This is a genomic window from Roseovarius sp. MS2 (genome assembly GCF_051447875.1).
GTDB lineage: Bacteria > Pseudomonadota > Alphaproteobacteria > Rhodobacterales > Rhodobacteraceae > Roseovarius > Roseovarius mucosus_A.
Genome location: NZ_JBKHVF010000001.1, coordinates 2,349,453 through 2,363,437, shown reverse-complemented (window position 1 = coordinate 2,363,437; position 13,985 = coordinate 2,349,453). Strand labels below are relative to the sequence as shown.

The following is a 13,985-nucleotide window of genomic DNA, read 5'->3' as shown; positions in this document are numbered from 1 at the left end:
AAGAACGCGCGCCCTCTGGTATGGTTCCCAAAAACCTGAATACTCCGCCAAAACCGATGCATGCCGGACCCACCCAACGCCGGAACCACAGGGCCACCACGGCGTTATTCTTCCAAACAACGACTACAGGCCAGAGCAGGAGCACAGCGCCAGACATGCCAAAGGATGCAGCACCGGATCATGAAACAGCGGCCGATCTGGTCGAGCAGGGATGGGATGCGCTGACCGGCGATTACACCAGCGTGGGGGATATCGTGGATACGCTCGGCCGCGCCAATTTCGCACCTTTGCTGATTCTGCCCGCCTTGGCGCTGGTCTCGCCCCTCAGCGGGGTGCCCGGCTTTACCACCCTGTGCGGGCTGATCATCGCGGCGGTCTCTTTGCAGCAGATGGTCCACCGCTCATCGCTCTGGCTACCACGCTGGAGCCGCGCTGCCCGCCTGCGCACAAGCCGGGTGCGAGAGGTCTATCGCTGGTTTCGCATCCCCGCGCGCTGGCTTGACCGGGTCACGCGTCGGCGGCTGCACATTCTGGTGACAGAACCGCTGGTGATCCTGCCACAGCTGTTCTGCCTGATCTTGGGCGCGGTGATGCCATTCCTCGAACTGATCCCCTTCACCTCGTCGATCTTGGGCGTGGTGATTACCGCGCTCGCCGTTGGCATGTTTGTCGGCGACGGTCTCTTGGTCTTGCTCGGGATGCTCTTGGCCATCGGGGTCGCGACCGGCGTCGCAACCCTCGTGATGTCGTGACCGTGGCCCGCCCCTGAATGCACCTGAGGCGCCCATCAACCAGATGCGCGCCTCATATGTCTTGCAGGGTCGGATCAAACGGTCAGCTCTGCACATCCTGCGATGCACCCGTCACCGCCTGTCCGGCATCCTCGATGTCGCGACCGGCACCCTCGACCGTCTCGCAGCCTGCCAGAACACCCATAAAGAGCAGCGAAATGAGGGAAAGTTTTGCACGTGTCATTGCGTTCTCCGTTTGATTTCTTGTGCAATGACAACGCAGCACGGCCTATTCGGTTCCCTCCGCTCCGCATGTTTCCGGCAAACTCAGGCGTCGTCCTCGTCTTGGGTGGGCCATGTCATCGGAAAGACAACATGCAGCTCATACCGGTCCGGCTGCGGCGAAATCTCAAGCGTGCCGTTCAACTGGGCCACAAAGGATTCAATCAGCTTCGATCCCAGCCCCGACCCATCAATCGGCGTGACCTCAGCCTCCTCCGCAGCCTGCCCATCTGGCGCGCGCGAATTCACAACGCTCAGGCAAAAACGATCCTCCGACACCGCTTTCAACGCGATGTTGATCCAGGCATCGGTGCCACTGGTCATGCCGCAATATTTCACGGCATTAATCGCGGCTTCTGTCGTCAAAAGAGACAGGGGCACCGATTGATCCGGGCTGATTTCCACAGGCTCCAGCGCGGTTGTCACCGCGATCTGCCGCCCCCTATCGTCCAAGGTTCCGACGATAACCAATTGCTGAATGATATCTTCAAGCAGCTTGTCGGCCCGCACCAGCGACAGCTTGCGCGCCAGATAAAGGTATCGGTGGATCGCCGACAGCGCCATCACCCGATCCTGCACCCGCCGCAAAAGATGCTTGGCCTCAAGACTGCCCGTCGCGCGGATCTGCATGTTGAGCATGCTTGAGATAAGCTGAAGATTGTTTTTGACCCGGTGATGCACCTCGCGCAATAGCACGGTCTTCTCGTTCAGGTCTTCTTCCAGCCGCCGCTCCTGCTCTGACAGCCGCCGCGTCATCGCCCGAAATGCCTCGGCCACCACCTCCAACTCTTCGGGCGCATTGTCCAGCCGGGCCTTGTCCAGATCGCCACGCCCCGCCGCGTATAGCCGCATCCAGGATCGCAGACGGCGCACATGCCGGATCACCAGATGATTGACCCCGATATAGGCCACGATGATCGTGATCACCCACATCGCCAGCGGCAGATAAAGCGCAAAGGTGCCCTCATACCCCGGCAGCAATCCGCTCCTGTGTCGCGGCTCCCAACTGCCCAGCGCCAATACCCGGTCGCCCACAATCGGCACCACCGCAAAATCGCGGGTATTGCCATCCTGATTCACATCGCGAAACGTCTGCCGCCCGGTATCGGCCAGATCCTGCAACCCATGCGAGGCCGGCAAAACCGAGCGCCGAAAATCCGAAAACTCCGCCGTGGCGACAATCTCGCCCTCGGATTGAAACAGCACCAGATCAACATCGGGCACCACCGTCGACAGTTGGTCATTCAAGGCGCTGATCGGCACCGCGATCCAGACCGTTCCCCGAAATTGCCCCGCCGCGAACACCGGAACCGCCACGCTAACCGTGGCAATCCCCCCAATGAACTCCAGCGGATGCATCAAAATCTCGGTCCGCCGCCCCGTAAGCTCAGAGCGGATGGACGCAAGATTGCTCAGGTCCTGCCGCCCGCCGTTCGATGCACAGACCAGCGACAGCGCGTCATCGACAAACCCCGCAAAACTATAGATCGGGCTCTCTTCCACAACCCGCGCCATCACCGCATCGCAGGTCGCCTCAGCGGTATCAAAGACCGATACCGTGATCGCCAGCGTCTCGGCTGTGCTCAGCGCGGATTGGATGATGTCGCGGCTCTCTGACACGGCCTGCTGGGTCTGCTCCAAAAGCGCGGTTTCCGACAGGGCCTGCCGTTCTTCCAGAACCTTATAGGTCTGATAGACCGACACAAAACCAAGCGGCAGAATGGCAAGGCTCAACCCAATGCCCAATTGCAGCGCCAGATTAGGCGTCCAGAGCCCGCTCAGCGCGGCCAGACGCAACCTCATGCAACTGAGGTTCCGGTTACGACGGCCATCGTCGCGGCATCGGTCATCGCCAACTCATCCTCATCGTCCAGATGCATCAACTCCGCCAGCCGTTTGCGCGCGCGGTTGGTGCGGCTCTTGATCGTGCCTACCGCACAGCCGCACATTTCGGCGGCCTCCTCATAGGAAAACCCTTCTGCGCCCACCAGAACCAGAACCTCGCGCTGCTCATCGGTCAATTGCGCAAAGGCCGCGTGGAAATCCGTCATCGCCAGATGCCCGTCATGCGCGGGCTTTTCCGACAATTGCCCAGCCATCTTGCCATCGGGGTCTTCAACCTCGCGGCGACGCTTGCGATACAGGGAATAATAGGTGTTGCGCAGAATGGTGAACAACCACGCGCGCAGATTGGTGCCGGGCTTGAACTTGTCAAAATTGCCCCACGCCTTGACCACCGCATCCTGCACAAGATCATCCGCCGTCGCGGAATTGCGCGTCAGGTTCAACGCAAAGGCGCGCATCGCAGGCAAATGCCCGATCAATTCGTCGCGCGGGTCCATTTGGGGCGTCCGAGAATCCATCACGAGTCATCACCAGACGGCTTTTGCTTCTCGCCCGACTGCTCGCGCAACTGCTCCAGCAGCTTGATAAAGCGGTCCGGTACGGGCTCCTTGGCCGTGTCCGCATAGGCACGCCGGAGATTCTCGTCGATCGTTTGCGTCAATTTCTTGGTCCTGCGATTCTTTTCCATTTCGCCTATTCATCTGCCACTAAGAGAACGGCACTTTTCTGCACCCGGTCGGGAACATAACACGCAGCTCGGCGTTTGGTTCCCTCAAAGGATACATTTTTGAGGACAGACATGACGGACACACCGCGCCAGCCAGACCTGAGCACTCAGATCGCCGAACACCTCCCCTATCTGCGCCGCTATGCGCGCGCCCTGACCGGCAATCAGCAGACGGGCGATCATTACGCGCTCGCCACGCTCGAGGCCCTGCTCGAGGATCGCACTGTCTTCAATGCCGGTCTTGCGCCGAAACCTGCGCTCTTCCATGCCTTTCATAAGATATGGATGTCCTCCGGTGCCCCCATCGCCGAGGCTGACAGCGCCTCTTCCCCCGAGGCACGCGCGCAATGGCGGCTGTCCACCCTCACCCCGAACACCCGCGAGGCGCTGTTGCTGCACAGCATCGAGGGGTTTCGCGTCTCCGATATCGCCCAGATCATCGGCGGCACCGCAGACGAGGTCAGCACGCTTTTGAGCATCGCCCGCACCGAAATGACCAATGCGATCAGCGGGCGGATCATGATCATCGAGGATGAGGCGATCATCGCCATGGATATCCGCGCCATTGTCGAAGATATGGGCCATGACGTCACCGGCATTGCCCGCACCCGCGATGAGGCCGTGAAACTCGCCCGTCGAGACCCGCCCGATATGATCCTCGCCGATATCCAACTGGCCGATAAATCCTCTGGCATCGACGCGGTCAATCACATCCTCAACGAACTGGGAGAGCGGCCCATCGTCTTCATCACCGCCTTCCCCGAACGGCTCTTGACCGGCGAACGGCCAGAACCGGCCTTTCTGATCACCAAACCCTATAGCGAGGAACAGGTGCAATCCGCCGTGAGCCAAGCCATGTTCTTTGCCAGCACCGAAACCCTTCAGGGCTGAGCTGACCAGAAAAAGACCCCGCGCAATGGGCGCGGGGTCTTATGCCGTCTCACTCACGGCGCGCGGCCACGCAAGGCCCGTGCGATCATCGCCACGACAAACAACACAAGAAAGACCACAAACAGGATCTGCGCAATCCCCGCCGAAGCCGAGGCAACGCCACCAAACCCCAAAACACCGGCGATCAGCGCGACCACCAAAAAGACAAGCGCCCAATACAGCATTGGAATCTCCTTTCAAAGCAACATGGTTTCGATTGCTAACCCAACGGTCACAGCCCTGTTTGGTTCCCGCCGCCCCGTCTTTTCCCTCAGAAACCGCTTTTTTCCAGAATTACCGGAACCTCGCGCGCCCCTCCGCGTTGACCCATCGTAACAACATGAAAGGACGCCCCAATGGCACAGGCAAAATCCGCCGACACATCGCCGCAAGACGAGATGGATCACCTCTCCCAGCAGATTTCGACCTTGAGAGAGGATATTTCGGCCATTTCCAAAACCCTCGCAGGCCTTGGCGGCACCACCCGCGATGCGGCGGTGGATGGCGCACGCCGCAAGGTCTCACAGCTGCGCGACGCCAGTTCCGAACAGCTGCACGCAGCACAGCACCGCGCCGAAGACATGGGCCAACAGGCAGCCGACGCCGTGCGCAACCAACCCGCAGCCGCGGTTGGCCTTGCGGTCGGGGTGGGCTTTTTGCTCGGGTTCCTCACAGGCCGGAAATAACCGATGAGCGGCCTTGTCTCTCACTTCCGCCGTCGGGCGCGCCATGCGGCGCGCGCGGCGGCCTTTACCGTCGCTGGCGTGATTTTTGGCATGGCGGGCTTGGCCTTTCTGACCGTGGCGCTCTGGATTCTGATCGCCACCTATGAGAGCGCGCTTGTCGCCCATGCCGTGATCGGGGCTCTCTATCTGCTCCTTGGCATCTGCTTTCTGGCCTTTGGCGGTCAGTCCACCGGCCCAGAGACCGCCCCACAGCCCGCCACCCCCAAAGAACCGCTGCTCCAGGTCGCCGAGGCCTTTGCCGTGGGTTTGAACGCCGGTCGCGCCGCGCGCGCCCCACGCTCCTAGGCGCGTCACACACCCTTGACCAAGGGCTGCAACACACCGCGCACCATGTCATCGGTAAACGGGCGCACAAGCATGGCCCAGCCTTGCTTGACAACCTTGATCTCGTCGTCTTCGCCCATGGTCAGCACGATCCGCGCGCCCCGCAGGGCGAGCGCGCGGTCCAGCTCCGCCTCCAGCACCTGATCATAGCGCATTTCCAGAAACGCCGCCGAAATCCGCGCCTCTCCGTCCAGCACGCGAATCAACTCATCCGGGTGCGGCACATTGAGAACACGACAGGGGCCCGCCGCCTGCAGCGACCCGCAAAGATCCTCTGCAATCAATATGTTGCTGTCCATGACGATATAAACCGGCGGCTCCGGCGGCGTCGTCTCATCATAGGGCATAAGGGGCTCTTTCATCGTATCAGGTCCAAACATCCCTCATTCTGGAACATATTCCGACCTTCTGCATTAAACTATGACATCTCGACGGAGTTTTCCCATGGTTACAGATTGTCAGAATTGCCCGCTGCGCAGCCGCGCCATCTTTGCGCCAATGACGGACGCAGAGGTGGCCTTCATGCAAAGCTTCAAAACCGGCGAGCTTGAGGTTGAAGGCGGCGCCACCCTGATGATGGAGGCCTCCAACAGCCCGCAACTCTACACCGCCCTGCGCGGCATGGGCCTGCGTTACAAGACCCTGCTCTCGGGCGAACGACAGGTCATCAACTTTGTGATGCCCGGCGATTTCATCGGGCTACAGGCGGGGGTGATGCAGGAAATGCAACATTCCGTCGAGGCGACAACAGATATGAAACTCTGCGTCTTTGACCGCAAACGCCTTTGGGCCTTGTTTCGCGACCATCCCGACCGCGCCTATGACCTGACCTGGATCGCTGCCGTCGAAGAACACCTTCTAGGCGAGAGCCTTGCGATCCTCGGTCATATGAGCGGGATCGAGCGCATCGCGCGCGCCTTTGTGCGCCTTTTTGATCGCGGCGCGGCGATTGGCCTGACCCGTGGCGCAGACATGCCCCTGCCCTACCGGCAACAGGATCTCGCCGACGCGCTTGGCCTCTCGGTGGTGCATGTCAACAAGATGCTCAAACGCCTGCGCGAACAGGGGGCCGCCACATGGCAGAACGGTCGACTGACGCTGCATGATCGTGACCGTCTTTGTGATATTGCCCAACTTGACCGTGACCGCACCCCGATGACCCGCCCGCTGATCTAAAACCGTCACAGGTTCATTTTCCTGCGCCACGGAACCAATCGCACGCTCATGCGTTCTCATCGTCATGCACAGATTATTCGTCAACGATGATCCGACTCTTCGCATGGCGGTGATCGTGATCGCCCTCATCCTCAGCTTTGCCGCCCTCAAGATCGGCGGGGATATTTTCGCACCGATGACCTTGGCCATCGTCACCGGGGTCATGCTCGCCCCTGTCACGGATGTCTTCGAAAGGATCGGATTTTCCACAGGTCTCGCCGCCTCAACCGTGCTGATCCTCGGGGTCTCGGCCATTGGCATCTTGGCCATACTGGCCGAACCCGTGATCTGGCAGATCGCCGAAGAATTGCCGCGCATCCAATACGAACTCCGCTCGATCATCGCGGAATTCAGCAACCTCATTCGCGGTCTGCAAGAAATCAACCGAGAGGTCGAAGCCGCACTTGGTGCCGCTCCAACCCCCGCAAAGGACGCCGGAGAAGGCGGCAGCCTCCCAAGCATCACAAGTGCGCTCTTCATGGCCCCTCTGGTTCTGGCGCAGGCGCTGGTCTTTTGCGGTACGCTTTTCTTCTTTTTGCTGACCCGCAAGGGCATGTACGCATGGCTGTCGCTCTGGATCGGCACCCCGGACGATACCGCCGATATTCTACGCCGCTTTACCAATGCCGAACGGCTGGTGGCCCGCTATTTCCTTGCAATTTCCAGCATAAACGCCGGCCTTGGCGCGGCCTTGGGCGGGGCACTCTTGTTGATCAACCTGCCGGGGCCTTTCGTCTGGGCCATGGTCGCGGCCTTGCTTAACTTCGTGCTCTACGTCGGGCCAATGACCGTAACTGCGGGGCTGCTCGTGGCAGGCATCGTGGCCTTTGACGATCTGATGGTTCTGGCCCCCCCGGCGATCTTTCTCGCGCTCAACATGCTTGAGGCCCAGTTTGCAACGCCCGCCCTTGTCGGACGCCACATTTCTGTAAACCCGCTCCTGATCTTCGTGTCGCTGGTGTTCTGGCTCTGGCTATGGGGGCCCATCGGCGGCATCATCGCCATTCCGGTTCTGGTTATCGCCCTGGCCCTGCTCGACATCTTCGCAGTCGACGGGGAACCAGACAAGAGCGGGCCTTAAACCACCTCTTCGGGCATGCCCGGCAGGGGCATGGCAATCGCCTTGGCAACATCGGAATCGTAATCCACCAGAAATCCCTCACGATGCCGGGGCGGCAACACGCTATTGCTGCCAACCATGCCCTGCCACGCGCCAAAGGCCGTTTCGAGATCCAGAAACGAGGAATCCGCCTCTTTTGGCAACCAACAGCCCATGACCTTTGCCCGAATCTCGGCCACCTGATCGCGCCGGGTCACATGCAGCCCCGCTTCGGTGTCCCATCTCATGCTGCGCCCATTGAGATTGGCCGAAGACACAATCGCCTCCGCCTCATCAAAGATCGAAACCTTGGAATGCACATAAATCAGGGGCGCGCCCTCCAGCGCATCCCGCGCGGCGCTGTCGCTGGCGCGCGGCTGCACCGGCGACGCGATCACCAAACGCTCCGGCCCGAACGCCGCCTTGAGATAGGCCAGCGCGCGCGCCTGCTGATGCTCGCCAAACCGCCCATCCAGCCCCGGATCACTCGAAAACGCCACCTCCTCGGGGGCCGCCGGCAGCACAAGGATCAGGCGCAGCTCCGGGCATTGCCGCGCCCGCCGCGCCAAGGCCCGCGCCAGCGGCACATACCGAAAATACTGCGTTTCCAGATAAATCAGCCGCTCCGCCTTGGCGATGGCCGCCAAATGCGCGCTCTCGATCTCGCGCAGCACCGTATGCGGTGACAACCGCATCGGCGCGCTCAACCGGCGACGCGACAGCGTGCGCAAAAATCCCGGCACAGAGGGCGGCGGCGCGGATTTACGCGCAACCGCCGCCAGAAACCCCTCCAGATGTGCCTGTGCTGCCTTGGCAACCGGGCCCGTCGCCAGAACCTGCACATCATGCCAGGTCTGGTTCGGCTCTTGGCGATGTTGCTTGGTATCATACCGCCGCTCATTAAGATCGAGACCCCCGATATAAACCAGACGGCGGTCGAACACCGCCAGCTTCTGATGATGTGTCGCCGGATGCAGGTCCATCAACCGCGCCGGAAAACACAGTTGATCCCGGTCATCCACCCGGCAAAGGCTGCGCAAGCGCGGCGTCTCAACCCGGAACCGCTCGCGTTCCGGCTTGGTCATGTGGCACCAGCGGTCCACCATCTCGCGGATTTTCATCCGCACCAGCGGATAGAACAGCACGCGGGGGAATATCCCGCTCTTGGCCTCATGCAATGCCACGGTAAAGTCGAGCCGCGCCTCTGGCTGCGCCATTTCACGTACCGCCGCGATCTGGCGCAGTGTTTGCGACGCCAACCGATGCAGATGCACCGCCGCGATCGGATCGAAATCGGATACCAGCAGACGGATCGACACCCCACGATCAAGCGTGTGAACAACCAGATCAAACCACGTCGCGCCAATCGCGCGCGCCTCGTCCGAGCGCAGCCGCGTCCGCAAATCAAACACCCGAAAACAGGCCGAAATCTCTGTCTGCGCCTCCAAAAAAGCACGCTCCAAAGCCGGATACGCCTCTTCTGCGGTAATCAGAAGCTTGAGGTCTGTAATCGCATCTGCCGCTGTATCACCCTGCGCGGGCCTGCTCTGGGTCATGGTCCTGCCGATCAGAGGTTGAATCAAAGGCCGGTTTCCCGGACGATCTGTCGTAAATGCCCCCGCCGGGACAGGCGGGGGCAAGCACCCTAGGGACACGGGCCGGGTGCAGCAGAGCTTGGCTTGCATCTGGGGGATGACAGTCAGGCTCCGGACAGTCAGCGCTTCACGCTGACCATGCTCTTGTAACGCGCCTCCCCCCGTTCGGTTCCCTGAAAAATTCGGCGACACCAAAGACAAGCGGCCCTCGGCCTTGGCACAAAGACGGCGTCACACCCGCCCAGACCGCGGCCCGAACAACAACCACAGAATAAAGCCCAAGAGCGGCAGCAACAGGATCAACACAACCCAAAGCACCTTCTTGCCTGTCGTCGCCCCCGACCCAACAACCGAAATGATAGCCCAAATATCGAGGATCAACAGAATGATCCCGCCAATGCCGGTAATCTCAAGCATGTTCAAAACTCCAATCTTGCAGGGCGCGCCACATCTGGAACCCGCAAAGGCCAGCCCGCAACAGGCGGGGGCACGTCCCCGAGAAACGCACAAAAGCCCTCAAAGTTCCCTCAGGATCACAAGTATATTTTGACCGATTTTTGAAACCTTCTGCGCCTCTGACGGTTGGATTGACAGGGCGCCGCTTCTCTGCGGCCTCTCATCACAGCAGGACAAAGGAGTTCCTCCATGAAACGCATTCTCGCAACCACCGCAATCGTCGCACTCAGCGCAATGCCGGTTCTGGCGCAGTCGGACACCACCGATCAGACCGCCCCAAGCGCGACCGAATCCTCTGACATGACCACCGGCCAATCGGGGGCCAACTCGACCCCAGAGGCCAAAACTGGCGCCACGTCAGACACAACCACCAATGCCGACGCCGCAACCATGCCGGAACTGTCCGGCGAGGAACGCGCGGCCCTCACCGCCGAGGATCTGCAAGGCGTGGCGCTCTATGACAGCGCAGACGAGCATGTCGGCGAAATCTCGGACATTGTCGTGACCGATGATGGTCAGGTCGAGCATGTCATCGTCGATGTTGGCGGCTTTCTCGGGCTGGGCGAAAAGCCGGTCGCCGTAGACTTTGACGACATCACCCTGACCCATGACGCGGACAGCGTGACGTCTTCGATCCAGGCCACCACCAGCCTCACGGTCGAGGACTTCGAGACCATGCAAGAATGGCAAGGCTAACCCCCTCGCCACATCCTCTCTTGGTCGGGCCGGGCATCTTTGCCCGGCCCTTTTTCTTGACGCGGCGGCTTTGCTAAACCGTGACCCACATTGGCCTCAAAACGGCACCGCCGCCCGAAACTTGACGCCGGCACCGCCATCCGGATGGCGCAGACGCAATTCCTCGGAATGCAGCATCAGGCGCGGATGCTCCCGCGCCGCGCCGCTCGCATAAAGAGGGTCACCCAAAATCACATGGCCCAGCGCCAGCATATGCACCCGCAACTGATGGCTGCGCCCGGTCTTGGGGCTCAGCCGCACCCGGCTTTCTTCCTCGCTCGCGCGCAGCACCCGCCATTCCGTCAGCGCCGCGCGCCCGGTCTCATGGCACACCTTCTGCAGCGGGCGGTTGGGCCAATCCACGATCAAGGGCAGATCAACCACGCCCACCTCCGGCTCCAGCCGCCCCCAGACCCGCGCCACATAGGTCTTGCGCGTCTGCCGCTTTTCGAATTGCAGCCCCAGGTGCCGCTGCGCATGCGGCGTCAGCGCAAAAATCATCACGCCCGATGTATCGCGGTCCAACCGATGCACCAACAGCGCGGTGGGAAACACATCGCGCACCCGCGCCATCAGGCAATCGGCCAGATGCTCGCCCTTGCCCGGCACACTCAAAAGGCCCGCAGGCTTGTTCACCACGACGATCTCATGATCGTCATGCAGCACCTCGAGCGGATCGGTTGGCGGATCATAGTCACTCATGGCCGCGCCTTACACGACCCGCCCCGCCATGACCACTCCCACATTCATCTGGCCCGAAATACCTCGGGGGGCGTGGGGGGCTGGCCCCCCACCCTGCTCACGCCTTCACGCGCTCGGATTTGGGATCATACATCGGTTTCAGTGACGCCTCTGCCTTTACCCGCACCCCGGCCACATCGACCTCATAGCTCGAGGCCAAAACCTGCTCCGCGCTCTCGCCCGCGCAGGGCACATAGCCAAGGCCCATCGCGCCCCCCAGATGATGGCCGTAAGCCCCCGAACTCAGATAGCCCACGATCTCGCCATCCCGCAGCAAGGGCTCATTGTGATAGAGCATCGGCTCAGGGTCCGTCAGGCGAAACTGAACCAAGCGCCGCTCCAACCCCACCGCGCGCTTGGCCAGCACCGCCTCGCGCCCGATGAAATCGGCCTTTCCTGTCGCCACGGCAAAGCCAAGCCCGGCCTCCAGCACATGATCCTCGCAGGTGATATCATGGCCGAAATGCCGAAATGCCTTTTCGATCCGGCAACTGTCCATCGCGTGCATCCCGCACAGGCGCAGGCCATGATCCGCGCCCGCCGCGTGCAGCACCTCGAACACATGGCCGCACATATCGGCACTTACATAGATCTCCCAACCCAACTCTCCCACATAAGAGACGCGGTGCGCCCGCGCGACACCCATGCCAATCTCGATCTGCCGCGCCTGCCCAAAGGGATGCGCGTCGTTCGAGAAATCATCAGGCGAGACCGCGCGCAAAAGATCGCGCGCCTTCGGCCCCATCACCGCCAACACGCCCTCGCCCGCCGTTACATCGGTGATCACCACCGGGTGAGCCCCGACATGCCGCCGCAGCCATGTTTCATCCGCCAGCCGCGTTGCGGCCGGTGTCACCACCAAATAGGCCGTCTCGCTCAGCCGCGTCACCGTCACATCCGCCTCGATGCCGCCCTTGGCATTCAGGAACTGCGTATAGACAATCCGCCCCGGGGCCACAGACATATCCGCCCCGCAGACATGGTTGAGAAAGGCTTCGGCACCGGCTCCCTCAACCCGCAGCTTGCCAAAACTCGACATATCATAGAGACCGACAGCCTCGCGAAGGGCGCGCACCTCGGCTGCCGTGTTCTCAAACCAATTCTGCCGCTTCCAGCTATAGCGATACTCCCGCTCCTGCCCGGCCTCGGCATACCAATTGGCCCGCTCCCAGCCTGCCAATTCGCCCATGACAGCACCTTGGGCCAAGAGTTGCGCATGAAACGGCGTGCGCCGCACACCGCGCGCCGTGGCCTTTTGCCGGTAGGGGTAGTGATCGGCATAAAGCAGGCCCAGCGTCTCTTTGGAGCGCTCGAAAAGATACGTCTTATTGCCCTGAAAGGGCTGCATCCGTGCCACATCCACATCGCCCAGATCAAACGGTCGCTCCCCCGCATCCATCCAGAGCGACAGCGCATGCCCCGCCCCCCCGGCCGACTGAATACCGATCGAGTTGAACCCGGCCGCCACCCAGACATTGTCCATTTCGGGGCAAAGCCCCAGATGATAGGCATCATCAGGGGTAAAACTTTCCGGACCGTTAAAGAACGTGTGAATTCCCGCCTCGGCCAGCATCGGCATCCGGTTCACCGCCGCCTCCAAAATCGGCTCGAAATGGTCGAAATCCTCGGGCAGCTGGTCAAACTCAAAACTCTCCGGGATGCCCTTCATCCCCCAGGGTTTCGAGACGGGCTCGAACGCGCCCAGCATGATCTTGCCCGCATCTTCCTTGTAATAGGCGCATTCATCCGGCACCCGCAGCACCGGCAATTGGCGAAGGCCCGCAATCGGCTCGGACACGATGTAGAAATGCTCGCAGGCATGCAGCGGCACATTGGTGCCCGCCATCCGGCCCACCTCATGCCCCCACATGCCCGCGCAATTGACGATCATCTCACAGGCGATATGGCCGGCACTGCCATCCTCGCCCTGCCAATCCACGCCTGTCACCCGGCGGCCCGCACGGGCAATCCGCGTGACCTTCACGCGCTCCTGCACCCGTGCGCCCCGGTTGCGCGCGCCTTTGGCCAGCGCCAGCGCGATATTGGCCGGGTCCGCCTGCCCATCGGTGGGCAGCCAGACACCGCCCGTGACCCCGTCAAGGTTGAGATGCGGATAGCGCGCGTAGATCTCGGCCGGGCTCATTTCCTCGACCGGCACGCCAAAGGCCCGCGCCATCGCGGCATTGCGCTTGAGTTCCTCCAGCCGCTCGCCCGTCAGCGCGACCGACACCGATCCCACCTGCCGGAACCCGGTGGCAACGCCCGTCTCGGCCTCAAGCCCGGTGTAAAGCTCTGCCGAATAGCGCGCGAGCCGCGTCATATTGGCCGTCGCGCGCAACTGCCCGATCAGCCCCGCCGCATGCCAAGTGGTCCCCGACGTGAGCTGCTTACGCTCCAAAAGAACCACATCGCGCCAGCCCAGCTTGGTCAGATGATAGGCCACAGAACAGCCCACGACGCCGCCGCCGATGATGACCACACGGGCCTGAGTTGGAAGATCGGTCATTCATAACCCCATGAAACGATGATGAAAGAAACGAGGGTGGGGGCGCTGCCCCC

At 61.5% G+C, this 13,985-nt stretch carries 17 protein-coding genes; 7 read left to right on the top strand and 10 right to left on the bottom strand.

The window, feature by feature from the left end; all coding sequences use genetic code 11:
* Positions 1-155: 155 nt before the first annotated feature.
* Positions 156-752 (top strand): exopolysaccharide biosynthesis protein, encoded by a 597-nt coding sequence (locus ACLGGT_RS11575; protein WP_008283226.1) that lies wholly within the window; start codon positions 156-158, stop codon positions 750-752.
* An 82-nt stretch (positions 753-834) separates the two neighbouring features.
* Here the strand turns inward: ACLGGT_RS11575 and ACLGGT_RS11570 are convergent, their stop codons facing one another.
* The 4 genes from ACLGGT_RS11570 to ACLGGT_RS11555 all read right to left on the bottom strand — a co-directional run bounded on the left by ACLGGT_RS11570 (position 835) and on the right by ACLGGT_RS11555 (position 3,546).
* Complete coding sequence (locus tag ACLGGT_RS11570; RefSeq protein WP_008283225.1) at positions 835-975, bottom strand: entericidin A/B family lipoprotein; 141 nt, start codon at positions 973-975, stop codon at positions 835-837.
* Positions 976-1,058: 83 nt separating this feature from the next.
* Positions 1,059-2,816 (bottom strand): sensor histidine kinase, encoded by a 1,758-nt coding sequence (locus tag ACLGGT_RS11565; protein ID WP_422002542.1) that lies wholly within the window; start codon positions 2,814-2,816, stop codon positions 1,059-1,061.
* Positions 2,813-3,355 (bottom strand): RNA polymerase sigma factor, encoded by a 543-nt coding sequence (locus ACLGGT_RS11560; protein WP_037299000.1) that lies wholly within the window; start codon positions 3,353-3,355, stop codon positions 2,813-2,815. Before ACLGGT_RS11560 ends, ACLGGT_RS11565 begins: the two co-directional genes overlap by 4 nt.
* 20 nt (positions 3,356-3,375) lie before the next feature.
* Positions 3,376-3,546 (bottom strand): NepR family anti-sigma factor, encoded by a 171-nt coding sequence (locus ACLGGT_RS11555; protein ID WP_008283222.1) that lies wholly within the window; start codon positions 3,544-3,546, stop codon positions 3,376-3,378.
* Between the two features lie 111 nt (positions 3,547-3,657).
* On the opposite strand from ACLGGT_RS11555, the gene ACLGGT_RS11550 reads away from it, so the two are divergent.
* Positions 3,658-4,476 carry a response regulator gene (locus tag ACLGGT_RS11550; protein ID WP_008283221.1) on the top strand — a complete coding sequence of 273 codons (819 nt, stop codon included), beginning with the start codon at positions 3,658-3,660 and terminating at the stop codon, positions 4,474-4,476.
* 53 nt (positions 4,477-4,529) lie between these two features.
* On the opposite strand, the gene ACLGGT_RS11545 is transcribed toward ACLGGT_RS11550, so the two are convergent.
* Positions 4,530-4,700: a DUF1328 domain-containing protein gene (locus ACLGGT_RS11545; protein WP_008283220.1), complete on the bottom strand. Its 171-nt coding sequence runs from the start codon at positions 4,698-4,700 to the stop codon at positions 4,530-4,532.
* 171 nt (positions 4,701-4,871) lie between these two features.
* Between ACLGGT_RS11545 and ACLGGT_RS11540 the strand changes: the two genes are divergently transcribed.
* Together ACLGGT_RS11540 and ACLGGT_RS11535 are read left to right on the top strand one after the other, a co-directional pair.
* On the top strand, positions 4,872-5,201 hold the full coding sequence (locus tag ACLGGT_RS11540; RefSeq protein WP_037273548.1) for a DUF883 family protein: 330 nt from the start codon (positions 4,872-4,874) through the stop codon (positions 5,199-5,201).
* Between the two features lie 3 nt (positions 5,202-5,204).
* Complete coding sequence (locus tag ACLGGT_RS11535; RefSeq protein ID WP_437196181.1) at positions 5,205-5,546, top strand: phage holin family protein; 342 nt, start codon at positions 5,205-5,207, stop codon at positions 5,544-5,546.
* 5 nt (positions 5,547-5,551) lie between these two features.
* On the opposite strand, the gene ACLGGT_RS11530 is transcribed toward ACLGGT_RS11535, so the two are convergent.
* Positions 5,552-5,947 (bottom strand): hypothetical protein, encoded by a 396-nt coding sequence (locus tag ACLGGT_RS11530; protein ID WP_437196180.1) that lies wholly within the window; start codon positions 5,945-5,947, stop codon positions 5,552-5,554.
* 82 nt (positions 5,948-6,029) lie between these two features.
* On the opposite strand from ACLGGT_RS11530, the gene ACLGGT_RS11525 reads away from it, so the two are divergent.
* Together ACLGGT_RS11525 and ACLGGT_RS11520 are read left to right on the top strand one after the other, a co-directional pair.
* Positions 6,030-6,761 (top strand): Crp/Fnr family transcriptional regulator, encoded by a 732-nt coding sequence (locus ACLGGT_RS11525; protein WP_008283216.1) that lies wholly within the window; start codon positions 6,030-6,032, stop codon positions 6,759-6,761.
* 64 nt (positions 6,762-6,825) lie between these two features.
* Positions 6,826-7,881 (top strand): AI-2E family transporter, encoded by a 1,056-nt coding sequence (locus tag ACLGGT_RS11520; RefSeq protein ID WP_037298994.1) that lies wholly within the window; start codon positions 6,826-6,828, stop codon positions 7,879-7,881.
* Here the strand turns inward: ACLGGT_RS11520 and ACLGGT_RS11515 are convergent.
* Both ACLGGT_RS11515 and ACLGGT_RS11510 read right to left on the bottom strand, forming a co-directional pair.
* Positions 7,878-9,455, bottom strand: coding sequence for a phospholipase D family protein (locus ACLGGT_RS11515; RefSeq protein WP_437196177.1), 1,578 nt, complete (start codon positions 9,453-9,455; stop codon positions 7,878-7,880). The two genes, ACLGGT_RS11520 and ACLGGT_RS11515, sit on opposite strands and share 4 nt — an antisense overlap.
* Positions 9,456-9,725: 270 nt before the next feature.
* Positions 9,726-9,911, bottom strand: a complete 186-nt coding sequence (locus ACLGGT_RS11510) for a PLDc N-terminal domain-containing protein (RefSeq protein WP_008283213.1) — start codon at positions 9,909-9,911, stop codon at positions 9,726-9,728.
* 228 nt (positions 9,912-10,139) lie between these two features.
* Between ACLGGT_RS11510 and ACLGGT_RS11505 the strand changes: the two genes are divergently transcribed.
* Positions 10,140-10,646: a PRC-barrel domain-containing protein gene (locus ACLGGT_RS11505; protein WP_008283212.1), complete on the top strand. Its 507-nt coding sequence runs from the start codon at positions 10,140-10,142 to the stop codon at positions 10,644-10,646.
* A 96-nt stretch (positions 10,647-10,742) separates the two neighbouring features.
* Here the strand turns inward: ACLGGT_RS11505 and ACLGGT_RS11500 are convergent, their stop codons facing one another.
* On the bottom strand, positions 10,743-11,387 hold the full coding sequence (locus tag ACLGGT_RS11500; protein WP_437196175.1) for a pseudouridine synthase: 645 nt from the start codon (positions 11,385-11,387) through the stop codon (positions 10,743-10,745).
* Between the two features lie 97 nt (positions 11,388-11,484).
* On the bottom strand, positions 11,485-13,932 hold the full coding sequence (locus ACLGGT_RS11495; RefSeq protein WP_437196174.1) for a GcvT family protein: 2,448 nt from the start codon (positions 13,930-13,932) through the stop codon (positions 11,485-11,487).
* Between the last annotated feature and the right edge of the window lie 53 nt (positions 13,933-13,985).